The organism is Parabacteroides sp. An277, from assembly GCF_002159645.1.
Classification (GTDB): domain Bacteria; phylum Bacteroidota; class Bacteroidia; order Bacteroidales; family Tannerellaceae; genus Parabacteroides.
Genome location: NZ_NFJB01000046.1, coordinates 1 through 22,632, shown reverse-complemented (window position 1 = coordinate 22,632; position 22,632 = coordinate 1). Strand labels below are relative to the sequence as shown.

At 47.0% G+C, this 22,632-nt stretch carries 16 protein-coding genes, 1 tRNA gene and 1 pseudogene; 4 read left to right on the top strand and 14 right to left on the bottom strand.

Features of this window, described 5'->3' with window-relative positions:
* The 4 genes and pseudogenes from B5F77_RS13930 to B5F77_RS13915 all read right to left on the bottom strand — a co-directional run.
* Positions 1–234: pseudogene (locus B5F77_RS13930) on the bottom strand (hypothetical protein); the annotation flags it as partial.
* A gap of 152 nt (positions 235–386) precedes the next feature.
* Positions 387–458 (bottom strand) — tRNA-Met (locus tag B5F77_RS13925).
* A 110-nt stretch (positions 459–568) separates the two neighbouring features.
* Complete coding sequence (locus B5F77_RS13920) at positions 569–856, bottom strand: chaperone modulator CbpM (RefSeq protein ID WP_087331828.1); 288 nt, start codon at positions 854–856, stop codon at positions 569–571.
* Positions 857–874: 18 nt separating this feature from the next.
* Entirely contained in the window at positions 875–1,777 is a 903-nt protein-coding gene (locus B5F77_RS13915; protein WP_087331826.1) for a J domain-containing protein, read from the bottom strand.
* A 538-nt stretch (positions 1,778–2,315) separates the two neighbouring features.
* On the opposite strand from B5F77_RS13915, the gene B5F77_RS13910 reads away from it, so the two are divergent.
* Entirely contained in the window at positions 2,316–4,190 is a 1,875-nt protein-coding gene (locus B5F77_RS13910) for a right-handed parallel beta-helix repeat-containing protein (RefSeq protein WP_087331824.1), read from the top strand.
* Between the two features lie 41 nt (positions 4,191–4,231).
* Positions 4,232–6,223, top strand: a complete 1,992-nt coding sequence (locus B5F77_RS13905; protein WP_087331822.1) for a DUF5054 domain-containing protein — start codon at positions 4,232–4,234, stop codon at positions 6,221–6,223.
* Positions 6,224–6,486: 263 nt separating this feature from the next.
* Here B5F77_RS13905 and B5F77_RS13900 read toward each other — a convergent pair whose 3' ends face one another.
* The 3 genes from B5F77_RS13900 to dnaG are packed head-to-tail and all read right to left on the bottom strand — an operon-like array spanning position 6,487 to position 10,825.
* Positions 6,487–7,806 (bottom strand): ABC transporter permease, encoded by a 1,320-nt coding sequence (locus tag B5F77_RS13900; RefSeq protein ID WP_087331820.1) that lies wholly within the window; start codon positions 7,804–7,806, stop codon positions 6,487–6,489.
* Positions 7,807–7,808: 2 nt separating this feature from the next.
* Complete coding sequence (locus tag B5F77_RS13895; RefSeq protein WP_087331818.1) at positions 7,809–8,738, bottom strand: ABC transporter ATP-binding protein; 930 nt, start codon at positions 8,736–8,738, stop codon at positions 7,809–7,811.
* 32 nt (positions 8,739–8,770) lie between these two features.
* Positions 8,771–10,825 (bottom strand): DNA primase, encoded by a 2,055-nt coding sequence (gene dnaG, locus B5F77_RS13890; RefSeq protein ID WP_087331816.1) that lies wholly within the window; start codon positions 10,823–10,825, stop codon positions 8,771–8,773.
* 171 nt (positions 10,826–10,996) lie between these two features.
* Here dnaG and B5F77_RS13885 point away from each other — a divergent pair, with 171 nt between their 5' ends.
* Positions 10,997–11,884, top strand: coding sequence for a DUF5106 domain-containing protein (locus tag B5F77_RS13885; protein ID WP_087331814.1), 888 nt, complete (start codon positions 10,997–10,999; stop codon positions 11,882–11,884).
* Positions 11,881–12,453: a flavodoxin family protein gene (locus B5F77_RS13880; RefSeq protein ID WP_087331812.1), complete on the top strand. Its 573-nt coding sequence runs from the start codon at positions 11,881–11,883 to the stop codon at positions 12,451–12,453. Before B5F77_RS13885 ends, B5F77_RS13880 begins: the two co-directional genes overlap by 4 nt.
* 457 nt (positions 12,454–12,910) lie before the next feature.
* Here the strand turns inward: B5F77_RS13880 and B5F77_RS13875 are convergent, their stop codons facing one another.
* The 7 genes from B5F77_RS13875 to B5F77_RS13845 form a co-directional block, all read right to left on the bottom strand.
* Complete coding sequence (locus B5F77_RS13875) at positions 12,911–14,263, bottom strand: threonine/serine exporter family protein (RefSeq protein ID WP_239446369.1); 1,353 nt, start codon at positions 14,261–14,263, stop codon at positions 12,911–12,913.
* A 102-nt stretch (positions 14,264–14,365) separates the two neighbouring features.
* On the bottom strand, positions 14,366–16,501 hold the full coding sequence (locus B5F77_RS13870) for a SurA N-terminal domain-containing protein (RefSeq protein ID WP_087331810.1): 2,136 nt from the start codon (positions 16,499–16,501) through the stop codon (positions 14,366–14,368).
* Between the two features lie 186 nt (positions 16,502–16,687).
* A complete protein-coding gene (locus tag B5F77_RS13865; RefSeq protein WP_087331808.1) occupies positions 16,688–17,956 on the bottom strand; it encodes a hemolysin family protein in 1,269 nt (422 codons plus the stop codon).
* A gap of 1 nt (position 17,957) precedes the next feature.
* Positions 17,958–18,635 carry an LPS export ABC transporter periplasmic protein LptC gene (gene lptC, locus B5F77_RS13860; RefSeq protein WP_087331806.1) on the bottom strand — a complete coding sequence of 226 codons (678 nt, stop codon included), beginning with the start codon at positions 18,633–18,635 and terminating at the stop codon, positions 17,958–17,960.
* Between the two features lie 9 nt (positions 18,636–18,644).
* The gene (locus B5F77_RS13855; RefSeq protein ID WP_087331804.1) at positions 18,645–20,012 is read right to left on the bottom strand and encodes a hypothetical protein; all 1,368 of its coding nucleotides are present in this window, start codon (positions 20,010–20,012) and stop codon (positions 18,645–18,647) included.
* 33 nt (positions 20,013–20,045) lie between these two features.
* The gene (locus tag B5F77_RS13850; RefSeq protein WP_087331802.1) at positions 20,046–21,329 is read right to left on the bottom strand and encodes a hypothetical protein; all 1,284 of its coding nucleotides are present in this window, start codon (positions 21,327–21,329) and stop codon (positions 20,046–20,048) included.
* Between the two features lie 147 nt (positions 21,330–21,476).
* Complete coding sequence (locus B5F77_RS13845; protein ID WP_087331830.1) at positions 21,477–22,205, bottom strand: copper homeostasis protein CutC; 729 nt, start codon at positions 22,203–22,205, stop codon at positions 21,477–21,479.
* Positions 22,206–22,632: the final 427 nt, after the last annotated feature.

Below are 22,632 nucleotides of genomic sequence, written 5' to 3'. Positions count from 1 at the left end.
GCGTATCTTCAAAATTACTTTATGGTCGCGTATCGGGAAGTCCGTCACGCTTACCGCTTCCATAAAACCTTTGGACTCAAAGTGCACGTCCTCGCTTAGTTCCGGATTCCTCCTCTCGTCCAAACTGATGTGTATTTCCGTGGAGTTCTGCTCAATGCCAACTATAGAAAAGTATTCCAATATCTGGGCTGGGAGTACAATACCGGCAAGTATGTTCAAATAATCGTTTTCCATACTGCAAAATAAAGGTTTGTTCTTCATACTAACAAATTTATCCCCACTAAATTTCTACTGAGCCCATTAAATTTCTACTGATCCCCAAAAACTCAAATGATAAACAAAAATAGAGGTTACCTCATACTTATCATGAGATAACCTCTTCTTCGTTGCGGAGGCCTGACTCGAACAAGCGACCTTTGGGTTATGAGCCCAACGAGCTACCACTGCTCCACTCCGCGATGTCGCGTGAACCACATCTTTTGTGATTACGGGTGCAAAGGTAGAGGTTTTGTTTTTAATATGCAAGTCTTCTATTGCAAAAAAAGCATAATCATTAATTCTTTAAACTTTATTCATACAATCGAAGCCGTTCTTTTAAGTCGAGCACTTCCTCTTGCAAGGATTCTATTCGCTTCAGTAAATGGCGGATAGCGTCGATTCCTTCCATATTGATAGACAAATCGTAATACATGCGCGTATACTGTTCTACATCCTTCAATTGGGCAACTGGCAAATAAGATTCGTCTCCGATAACTTCCAAATCTACTAACCCGCTTTCATCCAGCAACAGGATAAATTCCGGGTCGATATGGCACTTTTCGCAATATTCACTGACGATGATATAATTTGTATTCATATTTTTCTTGCTTTAATATTATGAAAGACTCTGAATCTGGCGGAACAGGTTCTTTTGTTGTTCGCTCAGATTCGTTGGAATCGTAACGGTATAAGTCAAAATCAGGTCGCCAAACACACCCTCTTGCTTATAGACAGGAAATCCTTTTCCTTTCAATCGTACTTTCGTCTGGTTTTGCGTGCCTGGTTGTACTTTCAGTTTCACTTTGCCATTCAGTGTCTCCACGATTTGTTCGCCACCCAAGACCGCTGTGTACAAATCGATAGGAACCGTTTCATACAAATCATCGCCCTTGCGTTTGAAGCGGGCATCATCGGGAATGACGAAAGTGATGTATAAATCGCCTGCCGGACCGCCGTTCATGCCCGCCCCGCCTTGACCAGCCAACTTGATGGTTTGTCCGTTTGCCACACCTGCCGGAACCGTGATGCGGAGGTTCTTCCCATTGACCGTAAGGACTTGTTTGTGCGTTTCAGCTGCCTCTTGTAACGTAAGATGCAACTCCGCCGTATAATCCTGTCCGCGATACCCATACGCTTGTCTCCGTCCGCTTCCTCTGCGCGAACCGAAGAGCGATTCGAAGAAGTCGGAAAATTCGCCCGCATCCGCTTCCCCATCCGACGAACTCCAAAACGAAGTATGGAAACCGCCCCCTTGCGAGTTGGCTTGCTGCCTCTGTGCCTCAAACTCGTCGGCATGTTTCCAGTTCTCGCCATACTCGTCGTACTTTTTCCGTTTTTCCGGGTCGCTCAACACCTCGTTGGCCTCGTTGATTTCCTGGAACTTCCGATGCGCATCCGGGTCATTCGGATTCAAATCTGGATGGTACTTCCGCGCCAGTTTCTTGAAAGCCTTCTTGATGTCTTCTTGTGAAGCATCCTTGCTAACTCCCAAAATGTTGTAATAATCTATATAAGCCATATTCTTCTTTATTTAAATCCTTTCTTTTAATGACAGTCTCCCACAAGAAATATTCCAAAACAAAATGTCCGCTTTTATGGCAAAAAGAGCGACACCCTTTCCTCCTTTCTGGCAAATGGTGGACAAATTGGCAGATGTTTTTGCGACATTTCTAACCGATTCTAAAGGAAATTTTTGTTTTTGGCTTTCCAAGTCGCACTCCCGTCGGGAGGAGTTTTTTCCGAAGACTCATTTTGACCTTCATCGAGGGTTCCACCCGAAAAATAAGTGCTTTTATCCCTATCCCTTAGCTATTTTATAAAACTGCACCGAATGATATACCCCCGTTTTACCGTGGATAGAGAAGACAAGATTTCATTTTTTATCGTATCTTTGCCGCGCACAGTGTACATAGAACGTTCTTCGTTTATGAGTTTAGTTGCCCATTAATCTAATGAACCATTCGATTTGCACACTATGTTCTATTTTGTGACGAGCTAAAAGGCTAACATCACTTTAAATCAACTTAGAATTTAACCTACAAAAACGACTTAATAAAATGAGAAAAAATGTAATTTATTGGATGTACTTCTTGCTTCCAACACTCTTATCGGCAACGGAGTACCACGTTTCCCCGTCGGGCAATGACGCCGGGACGGGACTTAGTGATAATCCTTTCCGGACTATCAACCATGCGGCACAAATCGCCCTGCCCGGAGATACGGTAACGGTACACGCCGGGACTTACCGAGAATGGGTCAATCCATTGAATGGAGGAGAAAGCGATTGGAAACGTATCCTCTATCGGGCGGCAGAGGGCGAACGGGTCGAACTGAAAGGATCGGAATTGGTCACTGGTTGGAAGAAAGAAAAAAACGGCGTATGGAAGGTTGTACTGCCCAATCGCTTCTTCGGAGATTACAACCCATTCAACGACAAGCTGTATGGCGACTGGCTTTGGTCGGAAAACACATACCATACGGCAGATGTTTACTTGAACGATGTTTCGCTCTACGAAGTGACCAGCCTGGAAAAGGTATTCACGCCGGATACCATCCGGAGCATCCGCGACCCGCAAGGCTCTACGCAATGCTGGTTCGCCCAAGTAGATGCAGAGCAAACTACCATTTATGCAAATTTCGGGGAGGCGAATCCGAACAAAGAGACTGTCGAAGTGTCCGTCCGCCCGACTTGCTTTTATCCGACTCGCGAAGGGCTGAATTACATCACCATCCAAGGATTCCATGTCAGCCAAGCCGCAACCCAATGGGCTGCCCCCACGGCTGAACAGGTCGGAATGATTGCGACACATTGGTGCAAAGGCTGGATTATTGAGGATAATGTCATCAAGAACTCGCGAAGCAACGGTATCACGTTAGGAAAAGAACGAAGCAGCGGGCATAACTTGGAATGCAACGACAAGCGATTAGATGGCACGCTTCATTACATAGAGGTTATCTTCAACGTACTACGCCGGGGCTGGAGCAAGGAGAATATCGGTTCGCACATCGTACGCAACAACGTGATTTCAGATTGCGAACAGACCGGTATCTGCGGAAGCATGGGTGGCGCATTCAGCGAAATCTATGGCAACCACATTTATAATATCTTGGTCAAGCAACAATTTGGGGGCGCGGAAATGGCCGGCATCAAGCTGCACGGTGCCATCGATACCTACATCCACAACAACCGCATCCATAAGACCGGGAATTATGGTATCTGGCTCGACTGGATGGCGCAAGGGGCACACGTCTCTTCCAATTTATTTTATGACAATGCGACTTCCGACCTCTTCTTCGAAGTGGACCACGGGCCTTATATCGTAGATAATAACATTGCCCTTTCTGCTTATTCTGTACACGAGAATACAGATGGAGGTGCCTATTTGCATAACCTCTTCGGAGGAAGTATTGGCCGGTATGATGACGCACGCTACACGCCTTACCACCTCAACCATTCCACCGAAATAAAAGGATTCCGCACCATCACGGAGGGAGACCACCGCTTCTATAATAATGTATTCGTCGGCGGAACGAACGAAAAGCAACAATATGGATTAATCATGTTTGATGCGTCCCAATGGCCTATTTATGCGGAAGACAATCTCTTCTATAATGGAGCGAAACCAATGACCGGGAAAGAACAGGGGAAAGTAACCGAATCTATTAATCCGAACCTCCGTATCGAGGAGACTGCGGATGCCGTCTATTTGGTATCGGATGTCGACTGGCAAACATTGCTCGCTGGAAAAGGGAAAGGTATTGATGCGGCACGGTTGGGCATCACAAAATTGACAGGATTCCGGTTCGAACATACCGACGGAACACCGTATGTTCTTCGGATGGATTATTTCGGGAAGGAGCGTGCTGCCCAATCCCCAGCGATTGGTCCGCTTGAAAACATTCCATCCTCAAACCGATTGAAAGTTTGGTAAAAAGATATAGCAGATATAAAAAACACGAAATCAACAGACAAATGAAAACAACCAAGATTCGCCTTTGGGCGATTATATTATTCGTGTGCAGTTGGCTGATAAACGTAGGTCATGCGCAGACCAACAACTCGGTAGAGAAAGTGTATGTCGTATTCAAAACCCATTTAGATGTCGGGTTTACAGATTTGAGTTCCGTCGTAACGGCGCGCTATATGCAGGATTTTATCCCCAAAGCCTTGGATGTGGCCGACCGTCTGGAAGCTGACGGCAAAGGTGAACGCTACGTCTGGACGACCGGTTCGTGGCTGGTTTGGAAATACCTCCAATCCGCCTCTCCGGAAGAGGTCGCACGTTTGGAGAAAGCCATCCAGCGGGGCGATATCGTTTGGAATGGAGTTCCCTACACCGTAGAATCCGAGACGATGAACCTCGATTTATTCAATACCAGCCTCTTGGTTTCCCATCGCTTGGACGAGAAGTATGGCAAGCATACCATCGCGGCCAAGATGACGGACGTGCCGGGGCATACGCGCAGCATCATCGCTCCGATGGCGAAAGCAGGTATCCGCTTCTTGCATATCGGTGTCAATCCTGCTTCTCCGATTCCGAACGTACCGGAGTTTTGCCGTTGGCGCGACCCGGAAGGGAATGAATTGATTTTGGCCTACCAACAGGATTACGGGACGGAGAGCCTCCTACCGGGCGGCAAGGTGGCTATCTCCATCAATTTCACGGGTGATAACCACGGGCCTCACTCGTATGAGCAAGTCAAAGCGATTTATGCAGATTTGCGGAAGCGTTACCCCAAAGCTCAACTGATTTGTGCCTCTTTCAACGAGATAGCCAAAGAGCTTTTGGCCATCCAAGAGAGCCTGCCGGTGGTTACGTCTGAAATCGGCGACACGTGGATTTACGGATACGGGGGAGCTCCGATTCGTATGGCGAAATTCCGCGCGCTGTCGACCCTCTATTCGAAATGGCTCAAAGAGGGCAAGTTGGAACAGGCAAGCGATGCGTCGCTCAATTTCGCCTTGGAGCTGGGCCTGATAGCCGAACATACGCAAGGAATGGACATCAAGACGCACCTCCGCAATTGGGACAAATATGACATGGACAAATTCATCGCGGCTCGCCAAACGGAACCGTTCCGCAAGGTAGAGGCATCCTGGCGAGAAATAGACCAATACCTCGAAAGCTCCCTGCAATATCTCCCGCTTTCTTTGCAGGAAGAGGCACAGGCGGCCTTCGACATCATCGACCATCCGGAGCAACCGCGCTTCTCAGCCAAGAGCGAAACGGCGGATGAGTCTTGGAGCCTCCCGTTGCTGGGCGGCAAATTGAAAATCGGTGGACTGCTCTATCAAATGTATGACAGCCACGACTATGACCGCTATTTGGATCATTATCTCCGGGCGCGTTACGGTTGGGCTTTGGATGATTTAGGCAAAACCGGATTGGATAGTTCGAAAGCCGTCAGCGTCTCTCTTCCGGCGAAAGTGATTCAAAAGGAGACGACTAAGAAAAAAGGTGGGACGGACTATCTGTATGAGTTGGCCTTCCCTGCACGCGAAGGGGTCGACGCACGCGCCTATCCAGAGAAAATGTACGCCCACGTCTTTGCCGACAAAAAGGGACGAAAAGCGGAAGTGGAGGTGACGATTTGGAACAAGCCTGCCGTCCGCCTGCCCGAAGCCTACTGGTTGTCGTTCGAGGCCGACGATATCCTCTCGCTTGTAGCCGAGAAGATAGGCCAGCCGGTGGATTTGTTGGACGTCGTGGAGAAGGGAAACCGGCAAATGCACGGCATCGACCGGTATGTGGACCTCATCACTTCGGCCGGGACGATACGCATTTGGAGCGAAACTGCCTTCCTGGTGAACGTAGGTGAGGCGCGGGGCATCAACTACTCGACAAATTACCCCGACAAGCGCGGCGGTATCCATTTCAACCTCAATAACAATCTTTGGGGAACGAACTTCAGCATGTGGGACGAAGGTTCGCTGACGTACCGCTTCACCCTCGAATGGCTCTAACGAAGGTAGAGAGGGTGTCCCGACGACGTGGCGAACGATTCTGACATGTCGGAAAGCTTCCCGACGACGTAGCGAACGATTCTGACATGTCGGAAAGTCTCCCGATGACGTGGCGAACGATTCTGACATGTCGGAAAGTCTCCCGACGGCGTGGCGAACGATTCCGACATGTCGGAAAGCCTCCCGACGACGCAGCGAACGATTCCGACATGTCGGAAAGTCTCCCGACGACGTGGCGAACGATTCCGACATGTCGGAAACTTTCAACCCCGGAAACGTATCCAGCGTAAAATCTCCATCACGCCCGGCTTCTTTCCATACATCAGGATACCAATTCGGTATATCTTCCCGGAAACCCAAATGCACGCGAAGGCCGTCCCGTAAAGGATGACGAGCGAAAGGAGATTCTGCCACATCGGGATGTCGTAAGGCAGGCGCACCATCATCACGATGGGCGAAACGAACGGAATCCACGAACACCAAAACGCCAGCGGCCCGTCCGGATTGTCTACGCTATAAATACCGGCATAAAGGGCAAAGACCATGAGGAGCATCATGGGCGTCATGAACTGCGACGAATCTTCCGGCTGGTTCACCGCACTCCCGATGGCCGCGAAAAGGGAAGCGTAAAGCAGGTAACCACCCACGAAATAAAGGATGAAATTGATAGCCAGCGAAGCGATAGGAATGGAAGCCACAATCTCGTGCAGTTTCAACGCGGTAGAATCAGAGGGAACAGCCGCCATGGCATTCGCGTCCATCGCGCTCGACACCTGCATCAACTCGGCCGTGCTCGTATCCCCGCCCAAGATGAAAAGCGTGCCCGTCACGAGGACGAAGGTCAAGATTCCCCAGAGAAAGAATTGCGTCAGTCCCACCATGCCGATGCCAATCACCTTCCCTATCATCAACTGGAAAGGCTTCACCGACGAAACTATTAACTCGATAATGCGGTTTGTCTTCTCCTCCATCACGCCTTGCATCACCATCGAACCATAACTGGTAATAAAGATATAAATCAAGAACGTAAGCAAGAAACCGGCAATCGAAATCACCTCGGCGGAAGTGGCGTTCTGGCTGCCGTCCGCCTCCCACTTCACGGTGCGGATATCAAACGAGATGTCGCTCTCGGCAATAATCTCTTTCAGGTTCGGAATATGGAATGAGGCCATCTTCTCATCCCGCAAGATATGCTCAATCTGATTGTTCACCTCCTTTTTCATGCTCATCGGAATTTGCTTCTCCGAATAGAGGATAGCCGCTTCCGGATGCTCCAACAAATCGGCGCTAATCGAGAGGAAAGCATAGATCTCACGATCCTTGTCCGCTCGATACGATTCCATATCTCCCGTTGCCGGAACAAACTGGATATCTTCTGTATCCTTAAATAACGGGGCATATTTCCCGACGTTGTCTAACACAGCCACCTTTTTTACCTCGTCCCCCTTGATGCTCGACAACCAAAGCGGTACGAATATCAAAGCGGCAAACATGATGGGCGCGAGGAAAGTCAAAAGCAGGAACGACTTCTTGCTCACCCGCTGTATGTATTCTCTTTTTACGATTAATCCAACCTTACTCATGCTTATTCCGTTTTTAATGTTTTATTTTCTACTACTTGGATAAAAATATCGTGCATCGACGGAATCTCTTCGGCAAACGAAAGGATTTCATATTGCTTACCTAACTCGCCAAGCAGTTCCGAGTTCGACACTTCAGGACGTTTCCCTATGCATAAATTATAAACGCCATCACCCTCTGCCGTGCGAGCCAACTCCGAATAAAGCGCACCTTCGAGTTTGGGAAAATCCATGGCAGACTGGATGCGGAGATTATACCGATGCGTACGGAAACGACGACGCACCTCGCTCACCGCCCCTTTCAACACGACGTGCGAATGATTGATCAATGCAATATGGTCACAAATCTCCTCCACCGACGACATGTTGTGCGTCGAAAAGATAATCGTGTGCCCCTTCTCCTTCAGTTCGAGGATTTCCTGCTTCAGACGTTCGGCATTCACCGGGTCGAAACCACTAAAAGGCTCGTCGAGAATCAAAAGCTTCGGTTCATGAATGACCGTAATGATAAATTGCACCTTCTGCTGCATTCCTTTCGACAACTCTTCCAACTTACGATTCCACCATTCCACAATTTCGAATTTCTCGAACCAATACTGTAATCGTTTCTTGGCATCCGCATAACTTAACCCTTTCAATTGCGCCAAATAAATAGCCTGCTCGCCCACTTTCATTTTCTTATATAAGCCGCGTTCTTCCGGCAGATAACCAATCTGATACACATCTTCTGGTCTCGAAAGATGCCCATCGAAGAGTACCGTTCCACTATCGGGTGCCGTGATACGATTGATAATGCGAATGAGCGTTGTCTTTCCCGCCCCGTTCGGCCCCAACAGACCGAAAATCTTTCCTTCAGGCACTTGGATGCTTACGCCATCGAGAGCCAAATGATTGGCATACTGCTTGACGACATCATGTGTCTCTAATAAATCCATCGTTGTTCTATTTATATTGTTTTTCTTTATTCTTACATCTTCAACACAATCCTCTCTCCCAATTCTTTGGAAAGTACTTTCTTGATTTCATTCAGCGAAGCGATTTCCTGCATGAGATTCATCATGCCATCTACGTCGTCGGGCGGTAGTTGTTTTAAAGACTCTTGCTTTTCGCGGATTCGATAAAGAATGTAAGCCTCCTTCAACGCATAGAGGTCTCGAACCACGTATTGCACCAAACGACTCTCCTCAGTCTCAATTTCACGAAACTTCGAATGGTATTTGCTCAACTGATATTTATCACTCAACAAATCCGCAGCCAGACGACTTACCAACGGATCGGGATGTGAAAGGAAATAACGATGCGCTACGAACTGTTCCGTTCCACACCGTTCGGCCGCCTCGTCGAGCATTTGCTTGAAGAGCGGCGTATAGAACGTCAAATCGTCGCGCGACAAATCATAACGAATATAATCAGCCACATGCCAAAAGACATGTTCGTTTGTCTCTTCATCCGTATAATCATAAAGAATGCGTTCGCCATAACGCACGACATAACGCAGCAAAGCCCGTTCGAACGACTCGAAAGGCGAACGCTTCGGACGAACAGATACGGTTGGAGCAACGGATACAGTTGATTCGGTAGGCATTACTTCGTCTGGAGACAAAGCTTCGGAAGGAACCTCTTCTTCCATCGGAACAACAGGAGGCATTTCCGCCGTTCCCGTGCTTTCGGAAGTTGCCCCTTGCGCAGGTTGCGGTGTATGCGCCTCTTTCTCCAGTTTGGCGAGACGCACTTTGTTGACTTCATTCAAGACGACTTGTTCGTCGATTTCCATCTTCGCGCTGCATTCCCGAATGTAAATCGTCCGGGTAATATCGTTTTGGACAATAGCGATTGTACGGATGATATCACCGATAAGCGCCGCCCGCTTCACGGGGTCGTTGCCAGCTTCGTCCAATAAAAGCTGCGTCTTAAAACGAATGAAGTCGGTTTCGTGCTGACGGATAAACTCGGCAAACTCGCTGGCACTATGCGAACGGGCAAACGAATCAGGGTCTTCTCCATCGGGAAGCAATACCACCTTCACATTCATGCCCTCTTCCAAAAGCAAATCGATGCCGCGAATGGCAGCTTTGATGCCGGCCGCATCTCCATCATACAGGACAGTGATATTATTCGTAAACCGATGTATCAAGCGAATCTGCCCATGCGTCAAGGCCGTCCCGGAAGAGGCCACGACATTCTCCACACCAGCTTGGTGCATGGATATCACATCTGTATAGCCTTCGACCAAAAAACAGCGGTCGGCCTTCACGATAGCTTGTTTGGCAAAATAGATGCCATACAATTCATTGCTCTTATGATAGATTTCACTCTCGGGCGAATTCACATACTTCGCGGTCTTCTCGTCTTTCTTCAAGACGCGTCCGCCAAAAGCAACCACCTTGCCACTGAGCGAATGAACCGGAAAGATGACGCGTCCCCGGAAACGGTCGTTTACCCGCCCGTCCTCATACGCGATAATCAATCCCGTTTTTTCCAAATACTCTTTCTTATACCCTCGCTTGAGCGCCTCTTGGTAAAGCGCGTCGCGTTGTTCCAAACTATAACCCAGTTGGAATTTTCGGATGGTATCTTCCCGAAATCCTCGCTCGGCAAAATAACGCATTCCGATATTCTGCCCGTCGACATGTTCGTGGAGCATCGACGTGAAATATTGCTGCGCCCACGCATTGACGATAAAAAGGCTCTCGCGTTCGCTCCGAATCTGCTTTTCGCGGTCGGTCAGTTCGCGCTCATGGATTTCAATATTGTATTTCTTGGCCAAATAACGCAAGGCATCCAAATAGCCCATTTGCTCGTGCTTCATGATGAAATGCACCGCGGTCCCGCCCTCGCCGCATGCAAAACACTTGCAAATATTCTTGGCTGGCGATACATAGAACGATGGCGTCTTGTCATCGTGAAAAGGACAAAGCCCCACATAATTCACACCTCGCTTGCGAAGTGTGACGAAATCAGACACCACGTCTACTATGTTCGCAGCATCCAATATGCGGTCTATCGTCGGTTGGTCTATCATTGTTTTCCCTGTTTAAATGGCGCACCATTTTCTTTTTTCCAAAAAACGGAAGCAAATGTACGATAATTCCGGCGATTTGTTATATGTTTGCAACGAAAAACAAACGAATATCCAAATGGAAACAAACGAACATCCAATCGGAATCAAACGAATATTTAATTGTATTGCCTCATGAAAAAGCTGATTCTATCCCTCTTTCTCGGCATGGCATGCCTCCTACAGGCCGCCGCGCAAGATTTTTCTTTACCCCAAATCCCCGACACGCTGCGCACGCCCTCCGCACGCGCTTCGTATCTTGTCGCCCATTACTGGGATAATTTCTCGTTTGCCGACAGCCTGCAATACATGGACCGGGCGACGGAACTCGAACAGGCTGTGGTGAATTATGTCGACCTTTTCCGCCTCGTCTCGCCCGAAGAGGTGACACGCTCGCTGACAGACGTGATGCAACAGGCCTCCGTTTCGCTCAATGGACTCTATTTCTTCTACAATATCTTTGAAAAATATCTGTACGACCTGGCATCGCCTATGCGAAACGAAACGTGGTTCATCCCCGTATTGGAACAGATGAAGGCCTCTCCTCGCCTTTCGGCCGACGACAAAATCCGGCCGACCATGTTGCTTGAATCGGTCTTGAAGAACCGAGTCGGCTCGGTAGCGGCTGATTTCACCTATACTTTGGCCGACGGGACGCCGCACACGCTCCACTCCCTGCCGTCCGAACAGACGCTTCTCCTGTTTTTCGATCCGGAATGCGACGAATGCCACGCCCTCATCGAAGCCTTAAGCTCCGACGAGGCATTGAACCGTTTGATAACTGCCGGAAAGCTTTCCGTCCTGGCCGTCTATCCCGGCGAAAATCTTCGTTATTGGAAAACCATGCAGTCCCATATGCCGAAGAACTGGACCGTAGCCTACGATGCTTCCCAGCAAATCTACGGACAAGCGTTGTATGAAATCCTGGGCTTCCCCGCGCTTTACCTGTTGGATAAAGATAAAAAGGTGCTGCTGAAAGACACGTCGCTTGAGAAAATCCACGAAATCTTGCATACATTATGAATGTACTCATCCTCAATGGCAGTCCACGAAAAAAGGGGAACATCGCTCGCCTCTTGGACTGCCTCCGCAAAGAAGCGGAACAAAAAGGAGCACACGTGACCGTGTTACACATGGCGGACCTGCACATCCAGCCCTGTACGGGGTGCATGGCGTGCCGCACGCGCCGGGAATGCGTGCTTCCGGCAGACGATTCGCTCCTCGTCGGGCAAAAGCTCCGGGAATGCGATGCGCTCATTGTCGGCGCGCCCTGTTATTGGGGCAACATGCCGGGTACGCTGAAGGTACTCTTCGACCGCCTGGTTTACAGAATGATGGGAGAATCGCCGCGCGGCATTCCCGTCCCGCTACTTCGAGGGAAACGCGCCCTGCTTGTCTCGACCTGCACCACGCCTTTTCCCTTCAACATCTGGTTCCGACAATCGCGCGGAACGATTCGTGCCCTCCGCGAAATCCTGAAATGGAGCGGTTTCCGCATCGTTGCCACTTATGAGCGCGGAGGCACCAAAACCTATCCGCTCACCGAGAAAGACCTGGCCCGATGCCGCAAGAAAGCGCAAAAGTTATTCTAACCCCGCTCCCCGCCCGCTTCATTCTCGAAAAAATTCTACTTATTTTTTCCACGATGGCGAGATAGAGACTGCGATTCGTTTACTTTGATCATGGATAACGAAACAGAGCAGTCGATTCGTTTACTTTGGTCATGGATAACGAAACAGAGCAGTCGATTCGTTTACTTTGGTCATGGATAACGAAACAGAGCAGTCGATTCGTTAGCTTTGATCATGGATAACGAGATAGAGTGGTAGATTCGTTAGCGTTGATCATAGCTAACAAGATAGAGTAGTCGATTCGTTTACTTTAGTCATAGCTAACGAATATACCGGATAAATTCTATACGGATATACGAGAATGACGAATTATCGGGAATTTTTTCTACTTTTGGGCGGGAGCGCAAATTTTTCTAAGGGAAAATGGCAGGCGGCCGCCGCAGGAGGGCTTCCGCCGGGAGGAAACAGGGAGCGGGGGTTACCACTCGATAAACTTCCCACGCTGCCGCCTCTTCTCCAGCTCTTCCTCCAGGAGCCGACGACGGTCTTTGGCAATGTAACGGCGGGCAAAGATATTCGGGACGGCTACACCCAACGAGATGCAGAAGATAATCATAGCCGAATTGACGCCGTTGTAGAACGCACTCGTCACTTCGCCCACCACGCCATGCATATTGATAAATCCCAAAAGCGAACGATACATCAACACGCCGGGAATCATCGGGATAACGGAAGGAATCGTCAGCACGTGGTTCGGCACATCGAACCAATATACCGCCTTCACCGCCACCAAACTGACGACGAAGCTACCCATAAACGAGCCCACCACCGGGCCATATCCTAACTCGAAATTTACAAAATTGCGCGTACAAACAGCCAGAATACCCCCCAACGCCACTACCCAAAGCAAGCGCCGCTGTATGTTGAATATCATCGAAAAACCCATGGCCGAAATAGCGGCGGCAATCGCGTAAATATAATAAGGGTCGTGCGGCACCATGCTGAGTTCGCTAAACTTATGGTCGATGGTCACATCGTTCATGACAAAAAGGCGCAGCGCAAACGCAATACCGAACGCCATCGCCCCAATCATCATCACGGTATTGGCAGCCCGCGTAATGCCGACCAAGAGGAAATTATCCAACATATCATCTACAAAGTTGATAAGCGGCACGCCGGGGACAATAAAAAGCGCACACGCGAGCAAGGCATGATAAGGCGTAGCGGACCAATCGGTCAGCGACGTAAGATAAGCCAAGCAAGTGGAAACGAACGCCGCAATCGCCATGCTCATATAAGCATTAATCCCAAACTCAATACAGCGCGCCCGCAGACGGAATCCCGCAAAAGCACAAATAGAGGCAAACAGAAACGCAATCCAATCGCCCCCAAACAATTTACAGAATCCACCGCAGGCAAATCCGGCACAGATAGCGACCACATAAGGCTTATAGTTTCGAGGCTGGCGAGCAATCCGGTCCAGTTCCTCTTCATAACGGTCGAGCGAATAATCCTGCTCGATGGCACGCCAGGAAAGTTTGCTGATTTCCGTGATGGCCGTCATGTTGATGCCATGCTTCTCGCACTTTTGGAACTTAGAAAAGGAATGCGCCTCGTCGCTCACGTTCACCATAATCATCGACCAACGGATATCCAAGTGCAATTTATCTTCCGGAATACCCAGGAAAGCCGCCACGCGCTTCATGTTCCGATCGATTCTATTCGTATCGGCTGCACTCTCTACCAATAACTTGCCCGTTCGCAACAACAGGTCCAACTTACGACGAAGCAAAAGGACATCTTGCTCGCTCATCTCTTTATAGTCTGCCATTCTTTACGCTTTATTTTTTTCGGGCGCAAAGGTACAAAAAAAGCCGGGAGCTAAAAGCATCTGCCTTTAACTCCCGGCTTGATATAAATCCAAAAACAACAATTAATAGAAACGAATCCGATTGTCTTCCACATCGGCTTCATTGATTAATTCTTGAATTGTCTGATAAGAGAGACGATACATATTCGTTGCATCCAGAGAACGTACTGTAGCGGCCTCGTCAAATTCCTTTCCATCCTGATTCTCGGCATATACCTTAAATACATACACGCCGCTATTTCCTTGCACGGGTGCGCTCACTTCATTTACTTTAGCCAACGAAACGGCCGCATTCAACTTCGGCTCTACGCCAATTCCCGAGATACGACGCGTACCGAAGGAAATAAACTTCACGCTATCGACGGATGAACTCATCGCATCAGCGTATGCTTCAATCGTGGTGAGATTTTTAGCAGCCAATTCAGCCGCAATCTTTTCACCCTTCTTCTGTGCGATAATTTCCGCTTTCAAACCAGCAGCTACACGATCGACCGGCGTATAACCAGCTGGTATACTACTTTCGACCGCAGCGATGACAAATTTATTATCACATTCAAAGATTTCAGATACGGCACCCTTATCATTCTGGAACGCCCAACGAATTACCGGACGAGAGTTACGAATCGTTCCCAATACTTCATTGTCTGGAGTAATCGAAATATTCGATACAACCTGATAACCGGCAGACTGAGCGGCAGTATCCAACTTCGCAATGTCGCGATTCTTCGAGATGAATTGATTCAACTCATTGTAAATATTACTATAAGTCTTCGAGCTGGGTGAAACCGTCATATCGATATCAGCCACTTTGTATTTCGTCACATTGGCCGTTTTTTCCAACACCTTTACCAAATGCGTGCCATACATCGACTTCACTACGGCAATCTCATTGACCGGCGTCGAGAAAATAGCATTCTTAAAGTCTTCGTTTACCCCACGCAAAGCCGTAATTTCTGTAAACCATCCCAATTCACCTCCATTTTGGGCAGCTTGATCGATGGAATGTTTCTTAGCCAATTCCGCAAAATCCGCACCTCCTTTGATAACACCCATCAAACTATCCACCAAAGCTTTCGTTTCAGCCTCCGATGACCGCGTCACCATGATGTGAGCCACTTTTACTGAATCCGGTGCTGATGTCTTATCCACAAGCTTAAACATACGATACTTATCGTTTTCAAAAGCCGGACCGTAGACATCTCCCACATTAGCAGTTGCTACGAATTGCTTCATTTCCGGGTCGAACGATTTCTCGGTAAAGAAAGCATCCATATAAGGTACTTCCGAATTTTCGTTGACAATATCCGCTACATTCTGGCTTGTAGTGAACTCCTCCTTCAACGATTCGATATCTTTCTGCACATCGTTATAATCGTCTTGGCTCGGACGAATATCCACCGACACATACTTTACCACCTTCGTTTCCTTCTGCTTGAACATCTCCTTGCGTTCGTTGTAGAGTTTTTCAATCTCCGACTTACTTACTTCAATCGTCGAATCCGGAATCGTAGTATAAGATTGCATCGTATAGACAATGTCGGCATTTTTCGCATTCTCGTCGAATGATTCTTTTGCATCCAACTTATTGGCACCTACAGCCTTCGCAAGTAACGTCGTATACTTCTGCTCCAAACGTTGACGTTTGATATTCTTTTCCCAGAACAACCAGAAATTGCGTGCTTTCTGGATTTGTTCCTGCTGATCGAGAGGCATCGTAGCGATATTATCATCTTCAATCGTCTTCAAGAATTGCAACAACGCATTGCGGTCGAAGGCACCCGTCTGTTGATTGACAAACATCGGCATTTGTTGAATCAACGGAGAAATATTTTCACCCTGCACCATATCGAACAATTCTTCCGGCGAAACAACCATACCTATCTTTTCAGTTGCTTCCCCCAACACGATGTCCTGCACCATCGTATTAAATACGTTCTGGCGGATTTGAGCTTGATACTCATCCGGAAGGCTCGTTTGTCCGGTCTGCATCTTATACATTTCCGTCATCTCGTCGATTAACGATTGATAATCCTGAATATGAATTACCTGACCGTCTACCTCAGCCACCCGCTCCTGGGATTGTCTGAAATAAGTTGAACCTGAATTCAAAAAGTCTCCAATGATAAAAGCGAACAATGCCACTCCCACTACCAGGACCAGCAGTCCAGCTTTGCTTCTAATTTTTTCCAGCGTAGCCATTTATCGTTTCTTATTTTATGTTTATACTTATCTTTCTTTTCATTTCCGCAATTTAGGGTGCAAAGATAATAAAAAAGAAAATGTTACGACACTTTCTCTGCTTTTTTTCAGAAATACAACGATAATCTCTTCCAAATATAGGCATAAACCCAAACGATTCCGCCTATAATCGAATAGGATTCCGCCTTATTTTTCATCCGCTTCAAGGACTTTCATGCGCACCAGTTCTATCTTGGTGGCCGTAGCCCGGATTATTTTGAAAGAATAATTCCCGCATACCACCGTCTCATTCGGTTTGGGGAAATCTTCATAATAATGCAGAATCATACCCGCAACCGTCACATATTCATCCGATTCAGGCAAATCCAAATCAAACATTTCGTTCAAAGAATCTATTTCAAGCCTTCCGGACAAAATATACTCGTTATCGGCTATTTTCTTTGCTACATGCATCTTTACATCATGCTCGTCTTCAATCTCCCCGAATATCTCTTCCACCAAATCCTCCAACGTCACCATGCCAGACGTTCCTCCAAACTCGTCCACCACCACGGCCAAGCTTTTCTTCTCTTGCATCAAAAGACGCATCAACTTATTGGCGGTCATTGTTTCCGGAACAACCGGCACAGGACGTATTTTAGTAGTCCAATCCGTTGGATGCTTAAACAACTCCGATGAATGGATATAACCTACAATATCATCAATATTTTCATTATAAACCAATATCTTCGATAAGCCCGTTTCAATGAACCGTTCCCGTAACTCATCGATACCCAACTGTTTATCGCAGGCTACAATTTCCGTCCGAGGCACTATGCAATCCCGCAAACGGACATTCGAGAAGTCCAACGCGTTTTGAAACATTTTCACCTCCGTATCCATTTCTTCGTCTTGAGGCGCCTCTTCTATGCTTTGCTGAATAAACGAATCCAACTCAACCTTACCCAATGCATACACCCGCGAAACCTTCACTCCCTTGACACCAAACAATTTCAATAACAAAAAAGAACAAAAGGCAAACAACTTCGCAATCGGATAAAACAAGATATAAATAAAGAATAACGGAATAGCAAAGAGCCGCAATGAGAAATTCGGATTCATTTTAAACAACAAACGAGGGATAAACTCTCCCACAAATAAAACGACCAAAGCAATACAAAAAGCCTGGCAAATCACCACTCCGACAGGATTTCCCCACATCGAAGTAAGCCAATCCGTCGATTCAATTACGATTTGTACACTCAACACCACCAATGCAATCGCATTCCCCACCAACATGGTCGCAATAAACTGATTGGGGTTCCGGAAAAAGAGATCCAAAATCCAACTCGTCAGACTCCGGCTATTCTTATCTAATTCATAACGCAACTTATTAGCCGAAAGATAAGCGACTTCCATTCCTGAGAAGAAAAAGGAAAAGGCCAAAGCAATCCATATATTTTCCTGCATATCCATATTATCTGTGCTTTAATGTATCGGTAACAGGCTTTTGCATGATAGAGTCAGTTTCCATTTGCAACGTATCCGCAGGTGTTTGCGCCCGTGCAGTTTCCTCCACAGGAAATACACCTTGCGAATTAAATATCTTATACTTTGTCATGTTTTGGTTGGACTCAAAACCGATGCCTGTTACAATCTGTTCTTCTTGTTGAATTCGGATGTATTTATCCGAATAAACCTTCTCTTCTTTCTGATTCCAAAACAATTCGGAAGTACTGAATTGTTCTCCTTCCAAACTCTCTACTTCCACATGGCCTATCAATCGCCACAAACCTTTTTTATCATAATAATAAGCGGTATCAGCCTTAATGCTGGCTTCGGTATGAAACAACGTATCAAACTTTTCTACATAAATTCCTTCTGGAAAATACCAATAGGGCTCTTTTGCCCGATCAAACACCAACCACGTCTGAGCAGTTAAGCGATAACGCGTAATGCCTGAATCCGAAATCAATGTATTCACCTCGGTTGCCTTCATTGTATAACTTTTCTCGGGATCCGAAGGAACCGCCACCCATTCCTTTTTTTCTTCCGAACAAGAAAGATTTATACACAAAAGAAACATAACAACTACCACGAAAGTAGTTGTTATGTTCTGTGAATGATTCGTTTTACTAAGAAAACGTTTGTTCATACGAATCTTTTATCGGATAGTCGTTGTCTCGCCAATCCATCCACCTACTGTAAATGGTTTACCTTTTTCCAAATCCGGGTGCATGAAGATTTCCTCTGTAGACGGCAGGTGAGCTTGGTATGAACCAATCAAGCTCTTAGCTTCTTCCGTGCAATTTTCAGGATCTACTTGTATTGCCTTCTGGAATTTATCGATAGCAGCATAGTAAACGGCTCTCTGTAATACGGGATCGTCCGGATAAATTGATTTCGCCGTAGCAGCATACATCTTACCAATCAACATGTAAGGAGCACCATAGTCTGCTTTTTCACTCATGGCTTTACGGCAATATTCACGAGCTTGCGTGTACTGGTTCTTGTCGAATGCCAAAAGCGCCATCATATAATAATCTTCTGCTTTAGCCGCTGCATCTGTTTCCAAACCTACCGCTTCTTCGAAGAACTTGATAGCCGTATCATAATCTTCCTTCTTCACTGCTTGCTTAGCCAAACCTACAGCCGATTCTGCAGTCGGTTCAATCTGATGCGCATAGCCAGAAGCCTTAAAGTATACTTCGATTTCCTGGCAACGAGACTTTCTCAACAAGGCAATTGTCTGCTTTAAGAAAGCCAAATCGTCTTTTTTCTCGTCTATCTTTGCGCCATATACATTTTCCAATGTTTCGCAATCAGCCGCACCGCTATTGGCAAAGTTGGTTTCCAAGTTCGTCTGATAAGCTTCCAATGTTTTCAACTCTTTCTGGTTGTTGGCAGCTTTGGCAGCTTCAATCTGTGTGTTGATGATATTCGAGCAAGTCAGATAATTCTGGATGAACTGGTCTTTAAAGTTCGGGTCAGCCTGCATTTTTTGTCGCGAAGCGAACAAATAATACGCAACAGCCTTTACTTCGCACTTATTGCCGAATTCATCGATGACTTCTTTCAACCAACCATACAATTTATCGGCATCCAAATTTGCACCTGCATACTTTATATAGTCTTCGGCCTTATTGCCAACAATCCAATCTTTGCCATAACGCTTATCGTTACCAAAATACTTCACACGCTTGTCGTAAACACCCATCAATTCATCTATCAACTGAGCCTTTTTAGCCGGATCTTTTTCATTTTCGATCTGCCAACCGACGATGCGCACGCCATAAAGATAAATGTCTTTTGTTGCCGCCGGACATTCTTCGTAAGCAATCTTCCAAAACTCTAAGGCGTCTTTGTAATTTCCGCCTTTTGCATACGGAGTGAACAAACTAATGTTCGTAATACAACGAATACTGTCCTCACCGTGCCCAAAACGTGTTCCTGTGTCTACGCCTTTCTGGGCATAAGCTCCCAATGTTCCCATTGTACAGCCAAGAGCTAATAATAATACCTTGATCTTCATATATTTTCTTATTAAAGTTAACTATTTATTCCTTTAATCCAATTTAAACTTAAAGAACCAACGTTCGTTGAATGTATAATTCAACGTCACACGAAAATACTGTTCGTCAATCATATACGCTTCTCCGGGTTTCACCTTCACATATTCAAATCCTACGTTCACCATCGAACGGTTATCTAACATCGGGAAGCCAAATCCGACACTTACTCCGTATTCCTTATAACCCGCGCTGTTGTTTCCATTCTCCGGATTTACTGTAATATAAGAGTCGCCATAATGAAAACCAGCACGATAACGAACGGCTTGAAAATAATTCCGACCGCGCGGGTCTGGCAAATATTCTGCACCTATCGCCAAGCGTGTACGATTTTGGAACGCGTCCGTCGCTCCTCGGTACGACGCATTGCTCCAATTTTCATACAAGAAATCAGCAGCCAAAAGCAGCTTGTTTATCTTCGTATAAGAAACACCAAAACCAAACGAATTGGGCAAATCGTATGTGGCACCCTGTATCGTATCCCGTTCATAGGTCACAACCGAACTCCCATTCAACAATTCACGCGTATCGTAAGTCTTCGCATTCAACCGGTTCTTGGGTGAATAGGTCACACCAAACGTCAAACTCTCCGTCGCGCTCAGCGGATGCGTGTATTGCACGCCGAAATCCATCTTCATATCGCGTATCTCAATGCGTTGCGTCCGACTGTTCTGATAAGGCGTGGTCGAGTCATCGCTCCCGAATTGGGTTTGTTGCGTATGTTCTATATTTCCGAACAAGAAACCAAAGTTCGCGCCTATCGCTAATCGTTTCCGCCATACATCTATAGATAAACCACCATACAAATCGTTTAATCCGCCCGAGCCAAAATACGTATTGGCGTAACTTTGCCCATCTACTTGAGAGACTTCGCCAAATTCATATCCCACGAACGAATAGGGCAACAACCCTGCGCTCATCGCCAACCAACGCGTAATCGGGAATTGCAACGCGATATATTCCACATTCCCGTTCAATTTCTTGAACTTGTTCGACGCATCTTTGTAAGTGGCTGATTGGAGCGAGGCCCCAAAATCGAAAATGAACGTCAACGAATCCATACAACTATATGATGCCGGGTTCATCGGATTTATTTGTTTCGGAGAACGCAATCCTACTCCAATACCTCCCATCGCACGCCCTGCGCCAAACGAACGGTCGGCCAATTCCCCATATCCAAAACGGGTATAAGGAGAAGCCGTGTTGTTCTGCGCCTTGGCGGACAGCAGGGTCAACCACACCAATACTCCTAACGAAATAAACTTCTTAATTCTCAACATTATATTCTAAAGATTCTTGTTTATCCTTTTTCAACATCTGTTTCCCGCGTGCAAAGATGAAACTTTTTGCCCAGCTTTCAAAATCATCATCACCTTAAAATGATATTTTTCGCAAAGGAAAACAAAATTTGCGAGACTATAAAAGAATTACACCATTTTCTTTACTAAGTTTCTATCGGTTTGTACCGTCTCAAACTCGGAAGTCACTGCAGTACTGCCCATTGGAACTTGTTCGTTGCGATATTTCATCTGGCTATACACGATACTCCGCGCCGAGGTATGGAACTCTTTCGCACCTGTCTCACGCTCAATTTGCGCGATATTGCCTTCGCGCACGCCGCATCCGGGCATGATGATGATTCGTCCGGCCGCCTTTTCCACCAATTGCTTAATCAGCGGGATGCCCTCTACCGCGTTGGCGCGCTGTCCCGACGTCAGGATGCGGTCGCAGCCCAAGGCAATCAGTTGCTCCAAAGCTTCGAAGGGGTCGCGGCATACGTCGAACGCCCGGTGGCACGTGACCGACAACGGCTTGGCCGCTTCAATCAACCGGCGCATCAATGGCACGTCGATATCGCCCTCAGCCGTCAAACACCCAAACACAACACCATGCACGCCCAATTGCTTGCACAGCTCGATGTCGAGCAACATCGAACCGATTTCGGCCTCGGTGTACAGGAAATCGCCTCCGCGCGGGCGTATGATTACATTAATATCTATGTGCGACGTCAATTGCTTTGCCATCCGGATCTCCCCATAGCTTGGCGTCGTTCCTCCTTCCGGAATGCCGGCACAAAGCTCTACACGTTTGGCTCCTCCGGCTTCTGCTTCCACGCAACTCTGTGCCGAGTTGGCACATATCTCGATAATTCGCATACGTTTCGTTTTTTTCGTTTCAGATGATGCAAATGTACGGATAATCCCTTTTTTTTCCAAATGATGCGGACAAATTGACAATTGAAAATTAGAAATTAACAGGAAGGAAAGAAAACAATGGGGCAAAAAATAGAGCGGATTCACGGCTCTTTCACTTAAATTGGATACCGCAGGCCTCGCTCCGCTTTGACCCACGGCTACCTAAAATTGCGCCTCTTCGAGGCACGATATAGGTAATAAAACAGTCCTCGAAGAGGACTTCTGTGCATAGCTGCCGGTCGAAGCGAAACGAGGCCTGCAGCTACAAACTTTTTTACCAATAATTGTTTCTGTTCTTTTCTCTTGAAAGAAAAGAACCAAAAGTTCAAGGCTGCGTCTGCTGGGCTACTCGCTTCCTGCACTCCGCTGTTCACGTCGCAAACTCGCG